Annotated in this window: 15 protein-coding genes; 4 read left to right on the forward strand and 11 right to left on the reverse strand. The window is 66.3% G+C overall.

The features are described from left to right. Positions 1-8 precede the first annotated feature (8 nt). Positions 9-2,396 carry a protein kinase domain-containing protein gene (locus tag E4634_RS04810; RefSeq protein ID WP_240725090.1) on the forward strand — a complete coding sequence of 796 codons (2,388 nt, stop codon included), beginning with the start codon at positions 9-11 and terminating at the stop codon, positions 2,394-2,396. A 61-nt stretch (positions 2,397-2,457) separates the two neighbouring features. Here the strand turns inward: E4634_RS04810 and sohB are convergent, their stop codons facing one another. Next, positions 2,458-3,498: a protease SohB gene (gene sohB / locus E4634_RS04815; RefSeq protein ID WP_135441455.1), complete on the reverse strand. Its 1,041-nt coding sequence runs from the start codon at positions 3,496-3,498 to the stop codon at positions 2,458-2,460. Positions 3,499-3,690: 192 nt separating this feature from the next. On the opposite strand from sohB, the gene nhaB reads away from it, so the two are divergent. After that, the gene (nhaB, locus tag E4634_RS04820) at positions 3,691-5,196 is read left to right on the forward strand and encodes a sodium/proton antiporter NhaB (RefSeq protein ID WP_135441456.1); all 1,506 of its coding nucleotides are present in this window, start codon (positions 3,691-3,693) and stop codon (positions 5,194-5,196) included. 42 nt (positions 5,197-5,238) lie between these two features. On the opposite strand, the gene dnaQ is transcribed toward nhaB, so the two are convergent. Genes dnaQ through E4634_RS04835 form a run of 3 tightly spaced genes read right to left on the reverse strand, consistent with a single transcriptional unit; the run spans position 5,239 to position 7,203 of the window. Continuing rightward, positions 5,239-5,949, reverse strand: coding sequence for a DNA polymerase III subunit epsilon (dnaQ, locus tag E4634_RS04825; RefSeq protein ID WP_135441457.1), 711 nt, complete (start codon positions 5,947-5,949; stop codon positions 5,239-5,241). 16 nt (positions 5,950-5,965) lie between these two features. Next, positions 5,966-6,400: a ribonuclease HI gene (gene rnhA, locus E4634_RS04830; RefSeq protein ID WP_135441458.1), complete on the reverse strand. Its 435-nt coding sequence runs from the start codon at positions 6,398-6,400 to the stop codon at positions 5,966-5,968. Continuing rightward, a complete protein-coding gene (locus E4634_RS04835; protein ID WP_167854771.1) occupies positions 6,397-7,203 on the reverse strand; it encodes a class I SAM-dependent methyltransferase in 807 nt (268 codons plus the stop codon). The genes rnhA and E4634_RS04835 overlap by 4 nt, the downstream gene beginning before the upstream one ends. An 80-nt stretch (positions 7,204-7,283) precedes the next feature. On the opposite strand from E4634_RS04835, the gene gloB reads away from it, so the two are divergent. Next, entirely contained in the window at positions 7,284-8,063 is a 780-nt protein-coding gene (gloB, locus tag E4634_RS04840) for a hydroxyacylglutathione hydrolase (RefSeq protein ID WP_135441460.1), read from the forward strand. A 98-nt stretch (positions 8,064-8,161) separates the two neighbouring features. Continuing rightward, positions 8,162-9,505: a LysM peptidoglycan-binding domain-containing protein gene (locus E4634_RS04845; RefSeq protein ID WP_135441461.1), complete on the forward strand. Its 1,344-nt coding sequence runs from the start codon at positions 8,162-8,164 to the stop codon at positions 9,503-9,505. Between the two features lie 10 nt (positions 9,506-9,515). On the opposite strand, the gene E4634_RS04850 is transcribed toward E4634_RS04845, so the two are convergent. The 7 genes from E4634_RS04850 to E4634_RS04880 form a co-directional block, all read right to left on the reverse strand. Then, positions 9,516-10,703: an ABC transporter permease gene (locus tag E4634_RS04850; RefSeq protein ID WP_167854772.1), complete on the reverse strand. Its 1,188-nt coding sequence runs from the start codon at positions 10,701-10,703 to the stop codon at positions 9,516-9,518. Then, on the reverse strand, positions 10,696-11,379 hold the full coding sequence (locus tag E4634_RS04855) for an ABC transporter ATP-binding protein (protein ID WP_135441463.1): 684 nt from the start codon (positions 11,377-11,379) through the stop codon (positions 10,696-10,698). The genes E4634_RS04850 and E4634_RS04855 overlap by 8 nt, the downstream gene beginning before the upstream one ends. After that, on the reverse strand, positions 11,366-12,829 hold the full coding sequence (locus E4634_RS04860; protein ID WP_135441464.1) for an efflux RND transporter periplasmic adaptor subunit: 1,464 nt from the start codon (positions 12,827-12,829) through the stop codon (positions 11,366-11,368). The genes E4634_RS04855 and E4634_RS04860 overlap by 14 nt, the downstream gene beginning before the upstream one ends. Before the next feature lie 2 nt (positions 12,830-12,831). After that, a complete protein-coding gene (locus E4634_RS04865) occupies positions 12,832-14,289 on the reverse strand; it encodes a TolC family protein (protein ID WP_135441465.1) in 1,458 nt (485 codons plus the stop codon). A 66-nt stretch (positions 14,290-14,355) separates the two neighbouring features. Continuing rightward, positions 14,356-15,459 carry a hypothetical protein gene (locus tag E4634_RS04870; protein WP_135441466.1) on the reverse strand — a complete coding sequence of 368 codons (1,104 nt, stop codon included), beginning with the start codon at positions 15,457-15,459 and terminating at the stop codon, positions 14,356-14,358. Between the two features lie 41 nt (positions 15,460-15,500). Further along, entirely contained in the window at positions 15,501-19,079 is a 3,579-nt protein-coding gene (locus E4634_RS04875; RefSeq protein ID WP_135441467.1) for a S8 family peptidase, read from the reverse strand. Between the two features lie 247 nt (positions 19,080-19,326). Next, positions 19,327-20,052: an NAD-dependent deacylase gene (locus tag E4634_RS04880; protein WP_240725091.1), complete on the reverse strand. Its 726-nt coding sequence runs from the start codon at positions 20,050-20,052 to the stop codon at positions 19,327-19,329. Positions 20,053-20,056 lie beyond the last annotated feature (4 nt).

A 20,056-nucleotide genomic window follows, 5' to 3' on the forward strand; every position in this document is an offset into this window, starting at 1 on the left:
AAGGTTCGATGCCCGATTCTGAGGGCAAATACAGTATTTTGCGCCCGTTGGGTCGCGGCGGTATGGGTGAGGTTTACCTGGCGCTGGACAACCGCCTGCAGCGCGAAGTAGCGATCAAGTACCTGCGAACGGACCTCACGGAAGACGGCGACTGGCACGAGCGCATGCAACATGAGGCCCTGTTGCTGGCGCGGCTCAACCACCCCAACATCGTCCAGATTTACGATTTCTTCGAGGCCGGGGAAGCGCCAGCGCTGGTCATGGAATATGTGCGCGGGCGCAACCTGCGCATCTACCTGCGCGAACATCGCGCGGAACTGGCGGACAAGCTGCGCTGGCTGAGCGAGATATCGGCGGGCCTGGCCGCCTCCCACGACGCGGGCGTGGTGCACTGCGACCTGAAAGCGGAAAATGTACTGATCAACGCGGAGGGTAGCGCCAAGGTCACCGACTTCGGCATCGCCAGTCACAGCGGTGATCGCGCCGACGACGTCGCCGCCCTCGGCGTGCTCGCCCAGGAATTGCTGGCGGATAACGCCGCAGTCGTCTCGCCCACGGTCCGCGACCTGCTGCGCCGGTTGTCAAAGCGCGGCGCCCTCACCGCCCGCGAAGCGGCGGCGCAGTGGCGCCACGCCTGGCTCGAACAAACCCAGAGCGAAACCCCCCTACCCAGCCAACTGCGCGCCCAGCAGCGTCGCGGACGCCGCCGCGCCACCGCCGCACTGGTCGCCGTGCTGGTTGTCTCGGCAGTCGTCCTGGCCTGGCAATTGCGCACGCCGGCCAAAGCCCAGGCGGTCGCCATCCTGCCACCAGTGATGCGCGACCCCGGCCAGCTCAGCGAGCGGCAACAGCAGATCCTGGAATCCGCCGTCGCACAGTCGCTGCAGGAGGCGGTACTGGGTAGCCAGCGCCTGTCGCTGGTGGGCATGACCGAAGTCGATACCGTACAGGGCAGCGCCGCGGAAAAGCTCGTGGCACTGGGCGCGGACATCCTCATCGCTTCCCAGGTGAAATGCAGCGGAACCGTGTGCGACCTGGACCTGCAGCGGCTGGAGAAACCCAGCGGCCAGGTGACCAGTTACCGCAAGGTCTCGGTGATCGCCGATTCCCCATTGGGCACCCACGAGGCGGTCAGCCGCCAGTGGACCTACCTGTTCCCCGGGCAGACGACGGCGAACAACGGTGCGGGAGCGCTCGACGAGGCGGACTACCTGAAGTACACGGAATTGAACCTGGCGGCGCAGCAGTTCAGCCGCTCCTCGCGCTCCATTCTCGCCGCCGTCGAGTCGCTGCTGCGGGCGCGGCGGGATTTCGCGCCGCTGTACTATCTCTACGCACAGGTGGCCCTCGACACCTACGAGGAGATGGGTGACCCGATGTACCTCGACCGCCTCGAGCGCACCCTGGAACTGGCGGATCCCGCGCTGGCACGGTCGCTGTTCCTGCGCCGCAGTCGCTTTCGCCTGGACCTCTACCGCGGCGATTACCAGGCTGCGCGCGAGGTGATCCGGGAACTGGAACAGGAGGGGGCCGACGACGCACTGGTGGCCTACCTGACCGGCGAGTGGCACGGCGCCCAGGACCAGTTCAGGGCCGCCGGCGAGAGTTTCGCGCGCGCGGCCGCGCTGCAGCCCAGCATGCAGTACCTCTACGCACAGGCGCGCAATCAGTACTGGAACGGCCAGCCCGATGCGGCCCTGGCCACGTTGGACGGCCTGCTCAAGCGCTATGAATACAACACTCACGCACTGGGCCTGCGCGCGGTCATCCTGTTGGAGCAGGGCAAGCTGGCGGCGGCGGAGCAGGCCCTGCGGCTCAGCCTGGATATCCAGCCCAATCCGCTGGTGCGCGCCAACCTGGGCATGGTCTACCTGCTGATGCGCAACTATCCCGCCGCACGCGAGCAGTTCCTCGAGGCCTATGACGCGGATAGCCGGGATTCCGTGGTGTTGCTCAACCTCGCCGATACCGAGCAGCTACTGGGCAATGTCGAGCGCGGGCGCGAGTTGTACCGGCAACTGGTAGCGCGCTACAGCGAGGGAGACCCCTCGGTGATTACCACGGTCGCCGCCCAGGCCTATGCGCAGCTGGGGCAATTCGAGGAGGCCATGGCGACCCTGAAGAAAATCAGCCTGGCGCGCGAACAGGCCTCCAGCCCGGCAGTCAGCGCCGCGCTGGTCTACACGCTTGCGGGGCAGCACCTGGTGGCACTGGTCGAGGTGGACCGGGCGCTGGAAGCGGGAGTCTCGGGCGTGATGTTCGACCTGCCATTCTTCGACCCGCTGTGCACTGAGGTGCGGTTTCGCGAGCTGATGAGCGAACACGACCGCGACGGTCGCTGTGAGCAATTGCCGGGAGCCACCGCCACCGCGGGTATCGCCACCGAGAAGCGTTAACCCCAGCCAGGCTCAACCAGAGCAGCGTCAATCAAAGCAGTCCCAGCAAGAGCAGCGTGACTCAGAGTCGCGGACGGTCGCTACCCTGCTGCCAGATCTTCAGGAAAGTCCGCTCCAGCGCCGACTCGGTGGCAAGCCCGAGTTTTTCCTGCCAGTTCTTCTTGTGCACAAATCGCAGGTCGAATACGTCGCGCTCTTTCAGCTGTTGCTGGATGAAGTCGTCCGAGGTCTGCAGCGCATCCACCAGTCCATTGTCCAGTGCCTGGCTGCCGTACCAGATTTCGCCGGTGGCCACCGCGGCCACATCCAGTGCCGGGCGGTTGGCGCTGACGAACTCCTTGAACAGTACGTGGGTGTCCTCAAGTTCCTGGACGAACTTCGCCCGGCCCTTGTCGGTGTTTTCGCCGAACATGGTGATGGTGCGCTTGTATTCCCCCGCGGTGAACAACTCGAAATCGATGTCGTGCTTTTGCAGCAGGCGGTGAAAGTTGGGCAGCTGCGCGAGCACGCCGATCGAGCCGATCACGGCGAAGGGCGCAGCGATGATGCGGTCGGCGACACAGGCCATCATGTAGCCGCCGCTGGCGGCCACCTTGTCCACGGCGACGGTAAGCGGGATGCCCGCGTCGCGGATGCGGCGCAGCTGGCTGGCCGCCAGGCCGTAGCCGTGCACCAGGCCGCCCGGGCTCTCCAGGCGCACCAGGATCTCGTCACCGGTCTGCGCCTGGCCGAGGATCGCGGTGATCTCCTCGCGCAGGTTATCCGTGGCGCTGGCTTTCATATCGCCATCGAAGCCGAGCACGAAAAGGCGCGGCCGGCTTTTACCCTCCTCGCCCTTGCGTGCCTTTGCCTTCTGCTTCTCTTCCTTGCGCCGCGCCTTGCGCCGCTGTTTCAGTTCTTCCTCTTCGCAGGCCACGGCCTCAATGGATTCGCCGATATGCCGATACTTGTCATTGAGTTTACGAATTTCGAGATGGCCCTCGTGCTGTTCGGTGCGATTGCGCTGGCCGATGGCGACGATACCGGCAACCAGGATCAGCACGGCGCCGACCAGGGTGACTGCCTGGGCGAGGAACAGGCCGTATTCGAAGATGTAGTGCAAGAGTGACTCCTGTGGACGTCAGGCGGTGGTAACCGACCCCGCTGACGCCGGGGTCGACGGACCGGCTATGGTATGCGGCAGTCCTGCCGGTCGCAAGTTGCACAACGGGCATTTATTTTGGGCGCGCTTGGCCACTCGGCGCATTTTTCGCGTAGAATTTCGCAGGTTCAGACCGTAGAAGACACAGCCTCCATGACCGATTCGATCAGCAACGCGTTCTGGCGTAATTTCCTGGGTTCATCCCCGATCTGGTACAAGCAGACGATCATCGCCTTTCTTGTGCTCAATCCGCTGTTTTTGTTGATCCTGGGGCCGTTCGTCACTGGCTGGCTGCTGATTGGCGAATTCATCTTCACCCTGGCCCTGGCGTTGCGCTGCTACCCGCTGCAACCGGGCGGTCTGTTGGCCATCGAGGCGGTCCTGCTGGGCATGACCTCCCCCGAATCCGTCTACCACGAAGCGCTGCTGAATTTCGAAGTTATCCTGCTGTTGATGTTCATGGTGGCCGGCATTTTCTTCATGAAGGAACTGCTGCTGTTCGTGTTCACCAAGATCCTGCTCACGGTGCGCTCCAAGGTGCTGCTGTCGCTGATGTTCTCCCTGGTGGCCGCCTTCCTGTCCGCCTTCCTCGACGCGCTCACCGTAACCGCGGTGTTGATCAGCGTCGGCGTCGGTTTCTACTCGGTGTACCACAAGGTCGCCTCCGGCAAGGGCATGGCCCACGCGGATCACGATCACTCGAAGGACGAATCCGTACACGAGCATCACCGCGACGACCTCGAATCGTTCCGCGCCTTCCTGCGCAGCCTGCTGATGCATGGCGCGGTGGGTACCGCCCTCGGCGGTGTCTGCACCCTGGTCGGCGAGCCACAGAATCTGCTGATTGCCACCGTCGCCGAATGGGATTTCGTCACCTTCGCCCTGTACATGGCGCCGATCACCATGCCGGTGCTGGTCTGCGGCCTGGCCACCTGTGCCCTGCTCGAGGTCACCGGCAAGTTCGGCTACGGCTCGCAACTGCCGGAAAGTGTGCGCGGCGTACTCGAGGAATTCGCGGAGAATGAGGCCAAACACCGCAACAACCGCACCAACGCACGACTCGCGGTGCAGAGCCTGGTCGCGTTGATCCTGGTACTGGCCCTGGCCATGCACTGGGCGGCGGTCGGCCTGGTGGGACTCATGGTGATCGTGCTGCTCACCGCCTTCAACGGCATCGTGGAGGAGCACCAGATCGGCCACGCCTTCGAGGAGGCGCTGCCCTTCACCGCGCTGCTCGTGGTGTTCTTTGCCATCGTCGCCGTCATCCACGACCAGCACCTGTTCCACCCGGTGATCAGCCACGTGCTGGCCATGGACGCGAGCATACGCCCGGCCATGTTCTTCCTCGCCAACGGCGTGCTGTCGATGATCAGCGACAATGTGTTCGTGGCCACGGTGTATATCAGTGAAGTAAAAGCGGCCCTGGACGCGGGTACCATCACCCGCACGGAATTCGACCACCTCGCGGTGGCGATCAACACCGGCACCAACCTGCCCAGCGTGGCCACCCCGAACGGCCAGGCGGCATTTCTGTTCCTGCTGACCTCGGCACTGGCGCCGCTGATTCGCCTGTCCTACGGACGCATGGTGATCATGGCCCTGCCCTACACCCTGGTGCTGGGTGGCGTCGGCCTGGCCTGCGTCAGCCTGTTCCTCTAGCGACTGGCGACTGGCCGCGGCGTCCATCGCCGCGCTGGTGGTTCAGTCGCGCCAGATCACCCTGCCGCCGCCGGCGGCAATAGCATCCAACTGCGCCTCGTGTGCGGCCAGTTCCTCGGCGCTCGCCGCGATGACAGGCAGTGCCGGGCGACCGGCGGGCAGGCGACGAATTCGCTCGCCGCGCGCGCTGCCCTCGCTCCCGGCGCCATCGCTATCCGACAACTGGAAGGCGGTCTGCCCACCGGTCATCGCCAGGTAGACGTCGGCCAGGATTTCCGCGTCGAGCAGCGCGCCGTGCAGGTCGCGCTGGGAATTGTCGACGCCGTAGCGCTGGCACAGGGCGTCGAGGTTGTTGCGCTGGCCGGGGTGCCTGCTGCGCGCCATGACCAGGGTGTCGATGACCGGGCACAGCTGTTCCAGGGCGCTGCGCTCCGCGTCCAGGCGCTGCAGTTCGCTGTTCAGGAAGCCGAGGTCGAAGGGCGCGTTGTGGATCACCAGCTCCGCACCTTCGATGAATTCCATGAAGTCCGCGGCGACCTGGGCAAAGCGCGGCTTGTCGGCGAGGAATTCGTTGGTGATCCCGTGCACCTCGATGGCGCCCTGGTCGATCTCCCGGTCCGGCTTGATGTAGCGGTGGAAGTGGTTGCCGGTCAGCCGCCGGTTGTCCAGCTCGACACAGCCGATCTCGATAATGCGGTGCCCCTGGGAGACTTCCAGTCCGGTGGTTTCGGTGTCCAGTACGATTTGTCGCACGCTGCGCGCTCCTCGCTCAGTCCAGTTCGTCGATGCCGCGGTTGGCCAGCTGGTCCGCGATCTCGTTTTCGCGATGGCCGCTGTGCCCCTTGACCCAGCGCCAGTCGACCTCGTGGCGGGCGTTTTCCTCGTCCAGCGCCTGCCACAGGTCGGCGTTCTTCACCGGCTTTTTCGCCGCCGTCTTCCAGCCGCGGGCCTTCCAGTCGCGCAGCCAGCTGGTAATGCCGTTGCGCACGTAAGCGGAGTCGGTAGTCAGGACGACCCGGCAGGGCTCCTTCAGCGCCCGCAGCCCCTCGATCGCGGCGCGCAGCTCCATGCGATTGTTGGTGGTCTGGGGCTCACCGCCGTGCAGTGACTTTTCACGCCCCTGGTAACGCAGCAGCACGCCCCAGCCGCCGGGACCGGGATTGCCGCGGCAGGCCCCGTCGGTAAATATCTCGACGTCTTTCAATGCCGGGCAGGGTCCGTGGGTTTACGTGCGGCGCCGGCAATCGGGCGCGCCGCGGGGGCCGGACTCGGTTGCGCCGCGGGGCCGGGAACGGCCAGGCCAATCAGCTTGCCGGCGCGGCGGCGTACGGAGCGCGGCCGCTTGTGAGCGGGCACCTGTTTCACCGCGTGCATCAGGTACAGGCCGCCGGTCGGCAGGCCGTGAGTAGCGCACCACTGGTCGCCCTTTTCCATCCACTGGCGCAGGCGCCCCGTGCCCAGTGGCGGCAGGTTGTACAGGTAGCTGCAATGCTCGGCATCGCAGCCCAGCAGGTTGAGCCAGTCGGTGAGGCGGTGCGGGCTGACCGGGCGGTGTGCGCGCCAGGGCGATCGCCGGTGCAGCCCGCGCAGTGCGCTGCCCAGGCCGACCAGGCTGTGCGGGTTCCACCCGGTGATCAGGAGCTGGCCCTGGGGCACCAGCACGCGCTGCAGCTCGCGCAATACCTGGTGCGGGTTCTCGACGAACTCCAGCGCGTGGTGGGCGATGATCACATCGATGCTGTCGCTCTCAAGCGGCAGCTCGCCGCGCTCGCACAGCAGGCCGATGTCCGCTCCGGCCTGCTCGCCGGCAAAGATGCGGTGGCGGATGCGGCATTCGCCGAACAGCGGTCCGCAGTCCAGCGGACCCAGCTGCAGCATGTGGTAGCCGAACGCAGTCTCCAGGCGCCGGTCGAGCTCTGCCTGCAACTGTGCGAGCAGGTAGCTGCCACGCTCGCCCTGGTACCAGGTTTCCAGAATAGCGCTGATGTCGGTAAACTGATTGGCCATTTCGCTGTCGTAACGAGCCGCTTTGTGCCGCGGCGATTGCCACATGTTACTGCATTTCCAGTCCAAGTGAACGGTATCCCATGCTCGACATCCAGCCCATTCCCGCCTTCGACGACAACTACATCTGGCTGTTCACCGACGCCGCCGGCGAGCGCGCCTGTGTCGTCGACCCCGGTGACGCGGCCCCCGTGGAACAGGCGCTGCAGGCCGCCGGCCTGCAACTGGATGCCGTGTTGATCACCCACCACCACTTCGACCATGTCGGCGGCCTGCCACAGCTGCGCGAGCGCCACGCGCCGCGCGTGTACGGGCCGGACAACCCAGCCATCGAGGGTATCGATGTGCGCGTCGGCCAGGGCGATAGCGTCGAAGTGCTGGGCCGGACCTTCGAGGTCCTCGCCGTGCCGGGCCACACCCTGGACCATATCGCCTACTTCCATAGCGGTGACGACCCACTGGTGTTTTGCGGCGACACCCTGTTCGCCGGTGGCTGCGGGCGCATGTTCGAGGGGCAGCCGGCGCAGATGCTCGCCTCGCTGGACGCCCTGGCCGCCCTCCCCCCAGCCACACGGGTCTACTGCGCGCACGAGTACACCCTGGCCAACCTGCGCTTCGCCCGGGCGGTCGAGCCGGAGAATGAGGCATTACAGGCCCGCCAGGCCGCCGCCGAGGCCACTCGCGCGCGCCGGGCGCCCACCGTGCCTTCGACCCTTGCCGACGAACTCGCCACCAACCCGTTCCTGCGCTGTCGCGAGGCGCCCGTGATAGCCGGACTCAAGGCCGGGGAGCAACTGCAGGGCGAGGCGCCGGCGCAAGTCTTCGCCAGTGTGCGGGCCTGGAAGGACAACTTTCGCGGGTGACGCTTTTCCCCAGTTTTGGCTGGTATCTGGGCTGCCGATTCCGGCAATATAGTACTGAGAATTTACTTTAAGTTTACCGATAAGGCTTTTAATTCAATATGTTACGGAACCTTTTTGCCGTAATTACTGCGTGCATTTTAGCCGCAGGTTGTACCACGACGACGGACACCGGTTCGCGTACAAGCACCCCGGCTGCCGGGCAGGAGGCACACAGCGCGACGGCGAAGGCGCAACCAGCGCGCGCGCGACCGGCCCCCACCGCCGAAGCTGTCCAGGATGACCTCTGGGTCACCCTGCGGGCGGGGCTGCGCTGGCAGGACATCGAACGGGCAGAGGTCGACCGCGAGCGCGAGCGCTACCTCGCCCAGCACAACTACTTCGACCTGGTCGGCGAACGCGCGGCCTACTACCTGAAATACATCGCCGACGAGGTGGAGCGCCGCGACATGCCCATGGAGGTGGCCCTGTTACCGCTGGTGGAAAGCACCCTGGACCCCTTCGCCACCTCACCCAACCACGCCGCTGGCCTGTGGCAGATCATGCCCGCCACCGGCCGCCACCTCGGCCTGCGCCAGGACTGGTGGTACGACGGCCGCCGCGACCTGCGCGACTCCACCCGCGCGGCGCTGGACTACCTCGAGGCCCTGCACCGGGATTTCGACGGCGACTGGATGCTGGCGCTGGCCGCCTACAATTCCGGCGGTGGACGGGTCGCCTCCGCACAGCGCAGCAACGCGCGGCGCGGCAAGCCCACGGATTTCTGGTCGCTCTCGCTGCCGCGGGAGACCCGCTACTACCTGCCCCGCCTGCTGGCCCTGTCGCAGATCATCGGCGATCCCGAGCGCTACGGCGTGGAATTGCCGCCGCTGGCCAATACGCCGGCGTTCACGGTGGTCGCTACCGGCGGGCAACTGGAGCTGTCCCGCGCCGCCCTCCTCGCCGGCGTGGAACCCGCCGCCCTGCGGGCGCTCAACCCCGGGCAGTTGCGCTGGGCGACGTCACCGGACGCCGCCCAGGAGTTGCTGGTCCCGGTGGGCAGCGAGACCAGCTTCAATGCGGGTATCGCCGCACTGGACCCGGAGCAGCGGGTGCGCTGGGATCACTACCGCATTCGCCGCGGCGACAGCCTGATCCGCATCGCCCGCAAGTTCGATACCGAGGTCGCCCTGCTGCGCGAGGTCAACAGCATCCGCGGCAACCTGATCCGCGCCGGCGACACGCTGATGATCCCCTCCGGCGGCGACTGGTCCGGCAGCCTGGCCATGACCGCCAACGGCAAGGCCCAGAAGCGGGGTTACAAGGTGCGACGCGGCGATTCCCTGTACCGCATCGCCGGCCGCTTCAAGGTATCCATCGACGACATCATCGCCTGGAATTCCCTCGACCCCGAGGATTACCTGCGTCCGGGCCAGCAGCTGACCCTGTACGTCGGCGGCATGTGAGCCGTCGGCTCTACAGTTCGTGCAGGGAGCGCACCGGGGAAACCGCCGCCGCCTGCAGCGCCGGGTAGCTGCCGAAGACGATCCCGACCAGCAGTGATACCGCGAACCCGGCGGCGCCCGCGGCCAGGCTGAACTGCGTTTGCCAGTCGCTCACCCAGCCCAGCAGCATCGCAGACAATGCCCCAAGAATGATGCCGGCGAGTCCACCGGCCACTGCAATCACCATGGCCTCGCTGACGAACTGCGCGATGATGTCCGCACGCGTAGCGCCCAGGGCCCGCCGCAGGCCGATTTCGGCGCGGCGCGACAACACGTTGAGCATCATGTTATTCATGATGCCGGTGCCACCGACCACCAACAGCACGAAGGTCGCCCCCAGCAAAAGGTACTGGAACACCTGTTGCAAGCGGTGCTTCTGGCGCAACACTTCCACCGGCACCACCACGCGAATCTCACCCTCGGCACGCTGTCGCTCCACGATGCGCCGCAGGCTGTCGAGACCGGCGCCGAGATGGGCCTCATCGGAAAACCGCACGGTGATCTCGTCCAGTGCGTAGGCGCTGCCACTTCCGACGATTGTCGTGACCGGCAGATACAGCAGGTAATCGCTGGCGGAAACGCCGACGCCTTCCAGGTCTGGCAGGCGGGTGCGATTGTCCGCCAATACGCCGACCACCCGGCACCAGCTCGCGCCGTACTGCACCACCTGGCCGAGGACCTGGCGGCGCGGGAACAGCGCCCGACCGAGGCGAGCGCCAACCACGCAGACCGGCGAGCGGTGCACCACGTCGTAGGGTGTGACGAAGCGCCCACTGTGCAGGCGCAGGCTGAACATGGATGCATACTGGCTGTCGACGCCGACCAGCCGCGCGCGCCCGGGATGAGACTCCCCCGCACCGACCTCGGCCTGGCGATAGGCCACGCCGGTGGATTGCTCCACCAGTTCAGGCAACAGGGCGCCGATGCGCGCCAGCCGTGCTGCATCCAGTGCGCCGTGGTTGTCCGCCTGCAGGATCACGGTGCCGCTGCCCAGCGCACCGAGCGCCGAGCGCATTTCCTGCTGCGCTCCGGCGCCGACTGCGAGCACCAGGACCAGCCCGCCCACGCCGCTCACCACACCCAGCACGCTAAGCAGGGCCTGGGTGGCGCGGGTGCGCCAGAGCTTCCAGGCCCACACCCATACCTGGAGTTCAGGCAAGCGCACCGTTTCGCTCCCGCAACTCACCCGCGGCCAGGTCGATGACCCGGTCGGCAAAACCCGCCGCCTGCTCGTCGTGGGTGACCATCACCACGGTGATGCCCGAGTCCGCCAACTCGCGCAGCCGGGTCAGCAGCAGACGGGAGTTCTCGGTATCCAGGTTGCCGGTGGGCTCGTCCGCCAGCACCAGGCAAGGCCGGTTGAACAGGGCCCGGGCCACTGCGGCGCGCTGGCGCTCGCCCCCGGACAGCGCCGCCGGCCGGTGGTGCAGGCGATGACCAAGGCCGACATCCTCCAGCAGTTGCCCGGCACGGGCATAGCACGCGCGCATGTCGCTATCGCGGCCGTAAAAGCCGGGCAGTGCGACATTCTCGCGCAGGTCGAGGTAATCGACAAAGTGGCTACTCTGGAACACGAAACCGATCTTGCGATTGCGCACCGCCGCCAGGGCCTCCTCCGGCAGGCCGGAGACCTCGATGCCCTCCAGCCAGTAGCGCCCCGCGCTCGGCCGATCCAGGCAGCCGAGCAGGTGCAGCAGGGTCGACTTGCCCTCCCCGGACGGTCCCATGAGCGAGACGAACTGCCCCCGGGGCACGTCCAGGGCGAGGTCGCTAAACACCTCGACCGGGCGCTCCGGGTGCGGGTAACGCTTGCCCAGCCCCTCAATCCGCAACATCGAAATTATCCGGGTACACCAGCATCACCTCCTGCCCCGCCGCCAGGCCCTCCTCGACCACCACCTGCTCGCCATCGCTCAGGCCCAGGCGCACCGGGACCCGCAGTGGGTCGCCGTCGCGCCACAGGAACACCACGCCCTGATTCTGCTGGTAAAACACGGACTCGACCGGGATCAGCGTGGCACTGTCCAGGCTCTGCACGAGAATCGAGGCGCGCGCAGACATTCCGGGCCGCAGCCGCGGGTCCACTTCTTCCAGGCGGATGCGCACGGAGAACTGCCGTTCCTGGGCCTCCGCCGACTGCGCCGCGAGCATGCCTACCGTGTCCACGGCGCCGCGCAGTTCAAGGTCCGGCCACGCCGCCGGGTAGACCGCGGCTACTTGCCCGGGACGCAGCTTGCCCACCTCCGACTCGCCGACGGTAACCCTGGCAACCAGCGAGGACAGGTCCGGGATAACCGCGAACCCCTGTCGGTTCCACAGCGAATCACCGACCTGGACCTTGCGCTTCTCGCCCTGCATCGACACGGTCTTGTACAGCAACAGGCCGGAGACCGGGGCGCGCAGCTCCGTTTGTTCGAGATAGCCGGCGGTGCGCTCGCGCTCCAGTTGCAGCAGCTCGATTCGGTTTTCGATCTGCGCCGCGGCCGCCTCCAGCTTGCGCCGGTTCTCCCGGTAGGCCTGCTGGTAGACCTCGACCTCGCGCTGGCTGTTGCGCCACTGCATCTCTGCCTGGCGCCGCTCGGACGGCAGGGTCACCTCGTTCAGCACCTGGAGCTGGTGTTGCGCCAGCCGCTGCGCCGCAAGCGCGTCGCGCTGCTGCAGTTCGGCCTCGTCGAGGGTCTTCTGCGGCGTGAGCCCGCGCTCGAACAGTTCGCGCTCGGTGGCCAGCAACTGCGCGGCCCGCTCACTTTCGGCCTGTGCCCGTCGCGCCTCTTTTTCGGCCTGGGCGATGCGGATCGGGATGCTCGCCTGGTCGAGACTCTCCAGGCGCAGGCGCGCCACTTCGATATCGTGCTCCAGCTGCGCGGCGCGGTCGCCGGCGCCGTTTTCATGCAGCGCGAGGTCGGCCTGTGCCTGCTGCAACTTGATCTGTTGTTCGCGGATCTCATGGTCGATGTTTTCCAGTTCTTCGCGGAAGGTCGTGGGATCGAAACGCGCGACCACATCCCCGGCCTGGACCAGCTCGCCCTCGGGCACCAGGAACACCGCCTTGGCGCGGTTGCTGGGCAGGTCGGAGGACAGTAGCACGGACTGGGCGGCGTCGAGCTCGGCGCCGGCCAGGACGCGCGCCTCGAACGGCGCCTGCCGGACGCTGGCCACCGGTTCAAACAATACCTGCATGGGCGCTGCGCTATTGCCTGAACACTGGCGCAGCCCCACTGCGACCAGCACCAGCGCGATGGCAGCGCTGCCGAGGGTCAGGGTGCGTCGCCGCGCGCCGATCACACTCAGTACCGCAGCACGCCGGCGGCCAGGGCCAGCGACTGTTCTGCCAGCAGGTAGTCCACCCTTGCCGACAATATCCGGTGGTTGGCCTGGCTAACCTGGTGGTGGCTCTGGAACAGTTCGAGCTCGGTGACTTCGCCGCGCTGGTAGAGCACCTCCGCCTGCTCGTGCTTCTGCTCCGCCACGGCGAGAAACTGCTGCAGGTAATCCAGGAAGCTGTGGGCGCGCTGGGCCTTGTGGTAAGCCTTGCGCACTTCGGCCACCAGCGAGCGCTGCAGGTAGTCGTATTCGCGCTGTAGTGCGGCGCGCTGCAGTTGCAGCTGGCGCTGGCGGATGCGCACTTCCGAATTCTGCAGGTCGGTGTCCATGCGCAGGCCGACACCGAAGCGCTGGTCGTCGACGCTGAAGCTATCCTCCAGCCCGTCGCCCTCCCCGACCAGCGAGTAATGCAGGCTGACCTCCAGCGGAGGAATCACGCCGACCCGGGTGGACTCGATGCGCCGGCCCAGCATCAGCAGTTCTTCCTTCTTCGCCTGCACCTCGGCGCGCCGGGTCAGGGCACCGGTTTCGAGTTCCGCCAGCGGCTGCGCCACCAGCGGCTCCGGCACTTCGCCCAGCACCTCCCCATCGATGGACAGCTCGCGGTGCGGATCCATACCCAGCAACAGGCGGAAGCTGTCCTCCTGGCTGCTGCGCTCCAGGGCCGCCTGGTCCTGGGCCTGGCGGGCGTCGATCGTGTTCAGTTGCGCCTCGGACAACTCCAGTGCGGAGACTTCGCCATTGCGCTGCCGCACCCGCTGCCGCGCGAGGAAAGTCTCGGCGATCGCATACTCCTCCGCAGTGAGCAGTTCCGCCTGCATGCTCATGGCCAGGCGCAGGTAGGCAGCCACCACCTGGTTGGCGAGTTCGTCGCGGCCGATCTGGGCCAGGCGGCGGCTGCGGGCGGCGTTGATTTCCGCCTGGAAAATAGCCAGGCGCTGGCTGTCCAGCGGATTGCGGAAAAACGGCAGCGTGTAGCTGAGCCGCCATTCGGAGAGCGTGTTGTCACCGAAGGTCGAGTTATAGAAACCGAGGCCGTAGCGGGAACCGGACTCGTTGCGCTTGTCCATGAACAGGCTGTAGCTGCTGCCCACCTCGGCACCGAGGCGCGCATCGCTGGACAGGGAGGAGCCGAAGTGGGTTTTGTAGACGGTCTGCGCCGCCTCGTAGTCGAGGTCACTGGCGGCCACCTGGTCGACGAGGTTGAGGTAGCGGTGATTGGCGCGCAGGGCGAAGGCGACGGCGTCGTCGAGCGACAACTCGAGTGCAGACCCGCGGGTGACAGGCGCGGCGAGCGCACTCGCGATGCCGTTATCGAATGCACGATTGCCGACACCCTCGCCGCCGCCCTCTCGCGCACCGGCACTGGCCCCGGCGCTGACCAGCAGCGCCAGCGACAGCGCGCTACAAAACCTCTCCACCACCACCTTAGCAATACCGCCGACGGCTCTCCCCGGTGCGAAACGAGCTGCGGGTGCTGCGCGGCCTCACGGGTCCTGTACGGTCAGTTCGATGGTGACCGTTACGGTACCGGTGTCCATACCCGGGTCATCCAGCGCGTTGGACCAGACCGCGATCTCCCCCATGTTGGTGCCCATCACAAAGCCGCTGCAGGGGAAATCCAGTGGGATCTCCACCGTTTCTCCCGGCGCCAGGGTGCCCGAGGAGGCGCCCACGGTGACGAAATCCGGGGAATCCGGGATGCTCCACTCCAGCGGGGCGCCACCGGTATTGGAGATGCGCAGCGGACCATAGGGGTCCGGGCAGGGGCTCACCGACACGGTGTGGATCTTGGTGTAGCTGCTCGGGCCATCGTTGGCCAGCGCCGGCGGTTCGGTCGGCGCGGCATCAGTGGTGACCGACAGGCTGACGCTCTGGGTGCCCGCATCGCCGGCATCGATAGTTACGCTGTGGGTTTCGGTGCCGGGCTGGTCAGTGGCCGGGGTGCAGTCGAAATCGAAGTCGAGGGAGTCCTGGCTGCCCTGGGCGAGCGTTCCGCCGCCATCCGGGTAGCTGAAGTTCTCCACCGTCGAGGCGGCGGGCGTGACCGTGTAATCCAGGCTGGACTCGCCGGTATTGCCGACAGTCACGCTGCCCAGGTCCAGTGGACAGGGGTCGCCGACAGTGCGTGTGGCACTCAGGCTGAGGGGGTCCACGCTGAGCATGGCCGGCCCCGGGGTGGTGGGCGGCGGGTCCGGGTCCGGCTCGGTCGGCGTACCGCCCCCGCCGTTGCCGCCGTCGTCATCGCTCAGGGCAATCGCGGCGCCGATACCCGCGGCCACACCGACCCCGATCAGCACCTTGGTCGTGGTGGACATCCCGGTCGTGACTTCAAACGAGTAGCCGTCACTGATGATCGTGCCGGGTGGCAGTTCATCGACCTTGCTGCCATCGAGCCAGAAGAGGATGCCGTCGTCGTCGGTCTCGGCTTCCTTCGGCTCCTGTCCGGGCAGGGTGATGGTGACGGTCTTGTGCACCACCGGCTGTCCACCCGGGTCGAGCACGGTGACGATGGCCTGGGCCGCCGGCGCCAGGGCCAGGCACAATGCCAGCAGGCAGCTGGTCAGAACTCTGTGTGGGTATCGCTGCATGTGGTTTCCCCTGTTTTATGTGCGTTCCGCCCCGGCTTGACTCAGCCGAGGTTGAGTACAAAGCGATTCTCTCGCCGCTGTCCGTTCTCGTGTTCGACGATCAGGCGCAAGGTCCACACGGCGGAGCCGCCAAACTCGCCGGCGTCGATATCCCCGAGCGCCTCGTGCAGGCGTTTCCCCTTGATGTCGCCCGTCACTTTTTTCCACTTCGCCGGCGATTCCCCGGCGCCCAGTTCCACCCAGGCACGCTTCAGGCGGCTGGCATCGAGCGAGCCGATCACGCGTACGTTGGTCGCCCCGCCCTCCTGCACGACTTCCACCCCGTCGATGGCGCCGGTGATGAAGAAGTCCGGATCGGCGCTCAATGCCGCCCGGGCATCCACCAGGCCGTAGCCGGTTAACTGGTCCACGCCGGAAACACCGATGTCCTGGGCCGATTGCAGCAGCAACTGGCGCAGGTTCTCCGCACCCAGGTGCGGCCACTTGGAGAGCAGTGTGGAGGCGACGCCGGTGACGATCGGCGCCGCGAACGAGGTGCCGCTGGCGCGATAGTAGCGCCGGTCACTGCCGACATAGTTGGCGCCGTCGACATACTCTACCTCCGGGATGTCGCGCATGGTGTCCGTGCGCCGTGCGCGCAGGCCGAGCACGTCGAGGCCGGGCGCGACGATATCCAGATTCTCGCCCCAGTTGGAGAACTTCTGGTGCTCGTCCTTGAAGCCGGTGGCGCCGACGCTGAGCACGCCCGGCGCACCCGCCGGCCCGAAGCCGCTGATATCCACGCCCTCGTTGCCGGAGGCGACGACGATCAGCACGTCCTTGTCGCGGGCGTAGTCGATCGCTGCCTGCTCGATGCGCGTCAGGTGCTTGCCGCCGACACTCATGTTGATGATGCGGGCGCCGTTGTCCGCCGCGTAGACAATCGCCTGCGCCAGGTAGGAGGCCCGCGAGTGGCCGAAGTTGTTCAGCGCCTTGAGTACCATGATGCGCGCGTGGGGGTTGATGCCAGCGATGCCGACGTCGTTGTGCGCGGCGGCGATGACACCGGCGACAAAGGTGCCGTGGCCGTCGTGGTCCCAGGGCTTGTTGCTGTTGCCGTAGAAATCCCAGCCGATGATGTCGTCGACGTAACCGTTGTTGTCGTCGTCGATGCCGTTGTCCGGGGTTTCCAGCGGGTTGCTCCACAGGTTGGCCCAGTAGATGTCCAGGTGGTTCCAGTCGATGCCGGTGTCGATAACCGCGACTACCACCGGCTGCGGATCAGCGCCGAGCAGGTTCCAGGCGGACTGCTGGCTGCTGTCGAAGCCCACGCGCTTGATCGCCCACTGGTTGTCGTAGTCCTGCTGCCAGGCACCCTTGCCGGTGAACAGCGGATCACCCGGCAGGGCCTGTTTGTCGCGACAGAAGTTGACCTCGACCCAGGTGACGCCGGGCAGCAGGGCGAGCACCGACTGCATCGTGGCATCCAGGCTCGCCGGGTAGGTGAAGGTCAGGTAGGTATCGCCGCCGATGACCTGCGAACCGTCGAGGAAGGCCAGCATGGGCACCGGTATCGAGGCCAGGCCGGCAGCCAGGGAGGGGCCGGCCATCAGGGCGTTGACGCTGCCCTGGCTGGCGCTGTCGATATTCACGGCGTAGGCCGGCGTCCCCCCCGCGGGGATGAAGCCGGCCGGCAGCATGCCGGCGGGCACGTCCAGCGCCAGGTTGCCATCGTCGTCGGTCGTGCCCTGCACCGGTTCACGATCGTGGTCGGTCTGCGGTTTGTCGGCGCCCGGGCCGGGCAGCGCAACCTGGGTGGAAGGCGCCAGCAACTTGATCTGCTGGCGCGCCAGGCCCTGCCCCACTTCGGTCTGGCCATCGGTGACGCTGCTCTTGGCCTTGACGTAGATGCGGATCGCCGGCGGCTCCTCGTTCGGCGGGCCGGCATCGCGTGGGTCATCGCCGTCGTCTTCGTCCTCCGGCACCGGGGGCAGCGGGATGTCGCGCGGGTCGTCGCCATCGCTGCCGGGGGGTGAGGTATCGCGCGGGTCGTCACCATCGGCTGCGGGACAGTCCTTCTCCAGTTCGCGCTTGCGTGCCTCGATCTTGTCGAGGTCGGATTGCTTGCTCGCGCGCAATTCCGCGGGGGTTGAAGGGTCGGCGATTTCCCGGCGCAGCGCGTCGCCGTGCTCGGCGAGGAAGCGGTTGATGATGGCCAGTTCCTGTTCGCAGGGCTGCTGCGGCACATCGCGCGGGTCGTCGCCGTCGTCCGGTGGCGTTCCGCCGCCCTCCGGGGGCGGGGCGTCGCGAGGGTCGTCACCGTCGTCATCATCGGTCCCTCCCGGCGGCGGGGTCAGCCCGGTCGGTGTGCCGTTGCCGCCCTGGTAGCGGCACCACTGGGTGCTGTCCGAGCCAATCAGGATGTGTGGCCCGCCACCGGGGAAGTCGTCGCCGATACGCACGGCGCCATCATCAGTGCCGGGGCAGTGATCGCGTAACTCCGGGTAGGGCGGCGCCAGGCGCGGACGCACATCGTCCAGTTCGATCTGGATACGCGACAGCGCCCAGGCCCAGCTCTCGATCTGGGTGCCGTTGGGACCGATCTGGATGAAGTCGGGCAGGTTGTTGCCCGGCCGGGTTTTCGAACGCAGGGGACACTGCGCCTTGACCATGCAGGCCTGTAATGCGGTGTTGGCCGCCTGTACCGCGGCCAGGGCCTCCTCGGCCTTTTCGATGCGCAGCAGCACCTGGCGCCGCGCCTCGTAGGCCCTGGCGGCGGCGAGATCCTCGGCGGCGAGATCGACGCTCAGTTGCTGGGCAAACGCGGCGCGCTCTTCCAACTCGGCCTTGCCCCAGGCGCTGGCGATGGAACCCAGGGCGGATAGCAGGTTGGCGCGTGCGCCGCCGGGCTTGTTGAAGGCCTCGAAGAGTTTTTCGCCCTTGGCCAGACCCTTGCGGGTTTCGTGGACCATGCCGAGGACTTCACCGGTGTAGCCCTTGAGCGCATTCCAGTCACTGCCGTTCAGCCCCAGGGCATCCGGTGTCAGCCCGGCGTAGGGCGCGGGAAAATCCTTGCCGCCGGAAAGCCCCTTCGCCACGTTGGTGGAGCCGGACTCGACTTTCTTGATCAACTTGTCGAGTCGCCACACGTGGTTGACCAGTTCCTCGAAATTTTCCGGGTTGAGTTTGCTCGGGTCCTTGGCGTAGGTTTCGAACAGGTCGGAAATATCGGCGATATCCAGCATCGCGTTGGCGATACCCATGACGTATTCCTGGTAGGCGAGGATCTCCTGTACCTCGGCCAGGCGTTCACCAGTGAGCGTACTTTGCGCGCGCAAGCTCATGAAATGGGCGAAATGCGCATCGTTGGCCTTCTCCAGCCAGCGCAGCATATGCTTGAGGTAGTCCTCGGCCTTGTCCAGGTTGTCCTGGAAGAAGCCGGCGACCTCGCAATCGAGGATCGGGCACTCCATGCCCTGGCAGGCCGCCGCAAACTCGGATATTCCCTGCGCCTTGGCGATCAGGTCTTCGAGGTCGGCGTGGCTGGTGGGAATGATATCGGTGCGCGGCTGGCCCTGGGCGTCGGTGTTAGAGCGGTCGTCGACCTTGTTCGCGGCAAGCGAGAGAGGTGCCGATACCAAGGTCGCCAGCGCCAGTGAAGCCAGAAACAGATAAAGGGAACTTGAACGCAATACTTTCATAGCCTGGGATCCGTTCCTCTGCGGCTGTGTCGTTATCGATTGTCGTTATCGATTGTTGTTATCAATTATTGGTATGCGCGACAGCTGGGCCGGGAATGAAACGGTTCCGCGGCCACGCGAAAGTATGTCTGCCCCCGATTATAAACATCGACCGGGTGATTGCAAAAACGATACGGGGTGTGCCGGGTCAGGCCCCGGCACCGAGGATTTCCTCGACCAGGCGCGGCAGTAATTCACCGGAAGGACCCTGGCGCTGCTGGTGAAACCAGGTCGAAACACCGCTGGTGTCCTTGTTGATCTCGATCGTATCCGCACCGGCGGCGAGTGCCTCGCGCACGAAGCCCGCGGCCGGGTAGACCTGTCCCGACGTGCCGACCGAGATAAAAAGGTCACAGCGCGCCAGGTGCACATCGATTTCCTGCATGTGATACGGCATCTCGCCAAACCACACGATATCCGGGCGCAGGCCGCCGCTGACCGCGCAGTCCGGGCACGGTGTGGCGTGATCGAAACTTGACTCGGTGCGATGGCGCGCACCGCAGTGCAGGCACAGTGCCGCGCGCAATTCACCGTGCATGTGACACACCTGCTCGCTGCCGCCGCGTTCGTGCAGGTCGTCCACGTTCTGGGTGACCAGGAAGACCTCCCCGGCAAACTCGCGTTGCAGCCTGGCGATGGCCCGGTGCCCGGGATTAGCATCGACATTGCGCAGCTGTTCACGGCGCGCGTTGTAGAAGCGATAGACAAGGCCGGGGTCGCGGGCAAACGCCTCCGGCGTGGCGATCTCCATGGGATCGTGGTTCTCCCACAGGCCACCGGCGTCGCGGAAGGTGGCGATACCGGACTCCGCGGAGACCCCAGCACCAGTAAGTATGACAATGCGCTGGTACTGTCCCAGGCGTGATTCGGGCACGCTC

Origin of the sequence: Mangrovimicrobium sediminis, assembly GCF_004745945.1 — a bacterium.
Taxonomy (GTDB): domain Bacteria; phylum Pseudomonadota; class Gammaproteobacteria; order Pseudomonadales; family Halieaceae; genus Mangrovimicrobium; species Mangrovimicrobium sediminis.

Coding starts and splice junctions, on each gene's coding strand:
- nhaB (WP_135441456.1), top strand. CDS start 3,691: ATGACCGATTCGATCAGCAACGCGTTCTGGCGTAATTTCCTGGGTTCA.
- E4634_RS04855 (WP_135441463.1), bottom strand. CDS start 11,379: ATGTTGCGGATTGAGGGGCTGGGCAAGCGTTACCCGCACCCGGAGCGC.
- E4634_RS04870 (WP_135441466.1), bottom strand. CDS start 15,459: ATGCAGCGATACCCACACAGAGTTCTGACCAGCTGCCTGCTGGCATTG.
- E4634_RS04835 (WP_167854771.1), bottom strand. CDS start 7,203: ATGGCCAATCAGTTTACCGACATCAGCGCTATTCTGGAAACCTGGTAC.
- gloB (WP_135441460.1), top strand. CDS start 7,284: ATGCTCGACATCCAGCCCATTCCCGCCTTCGACGACAACTACATCTGG.
- E4634_RS04845 (WP_135441461.1), top strand. CDS start 8,162: ATGTTACGGAACCTTTTTGCCGTAATTACTGCGTGCATTTTAGCCGCA.
- E4634_RS04810 (WP_240725090.1), top strand. CDS start 9: ATGCCCGATTCTGAGGGCAAATACAGTATTTTGCGCCCGTTGGGTCGC.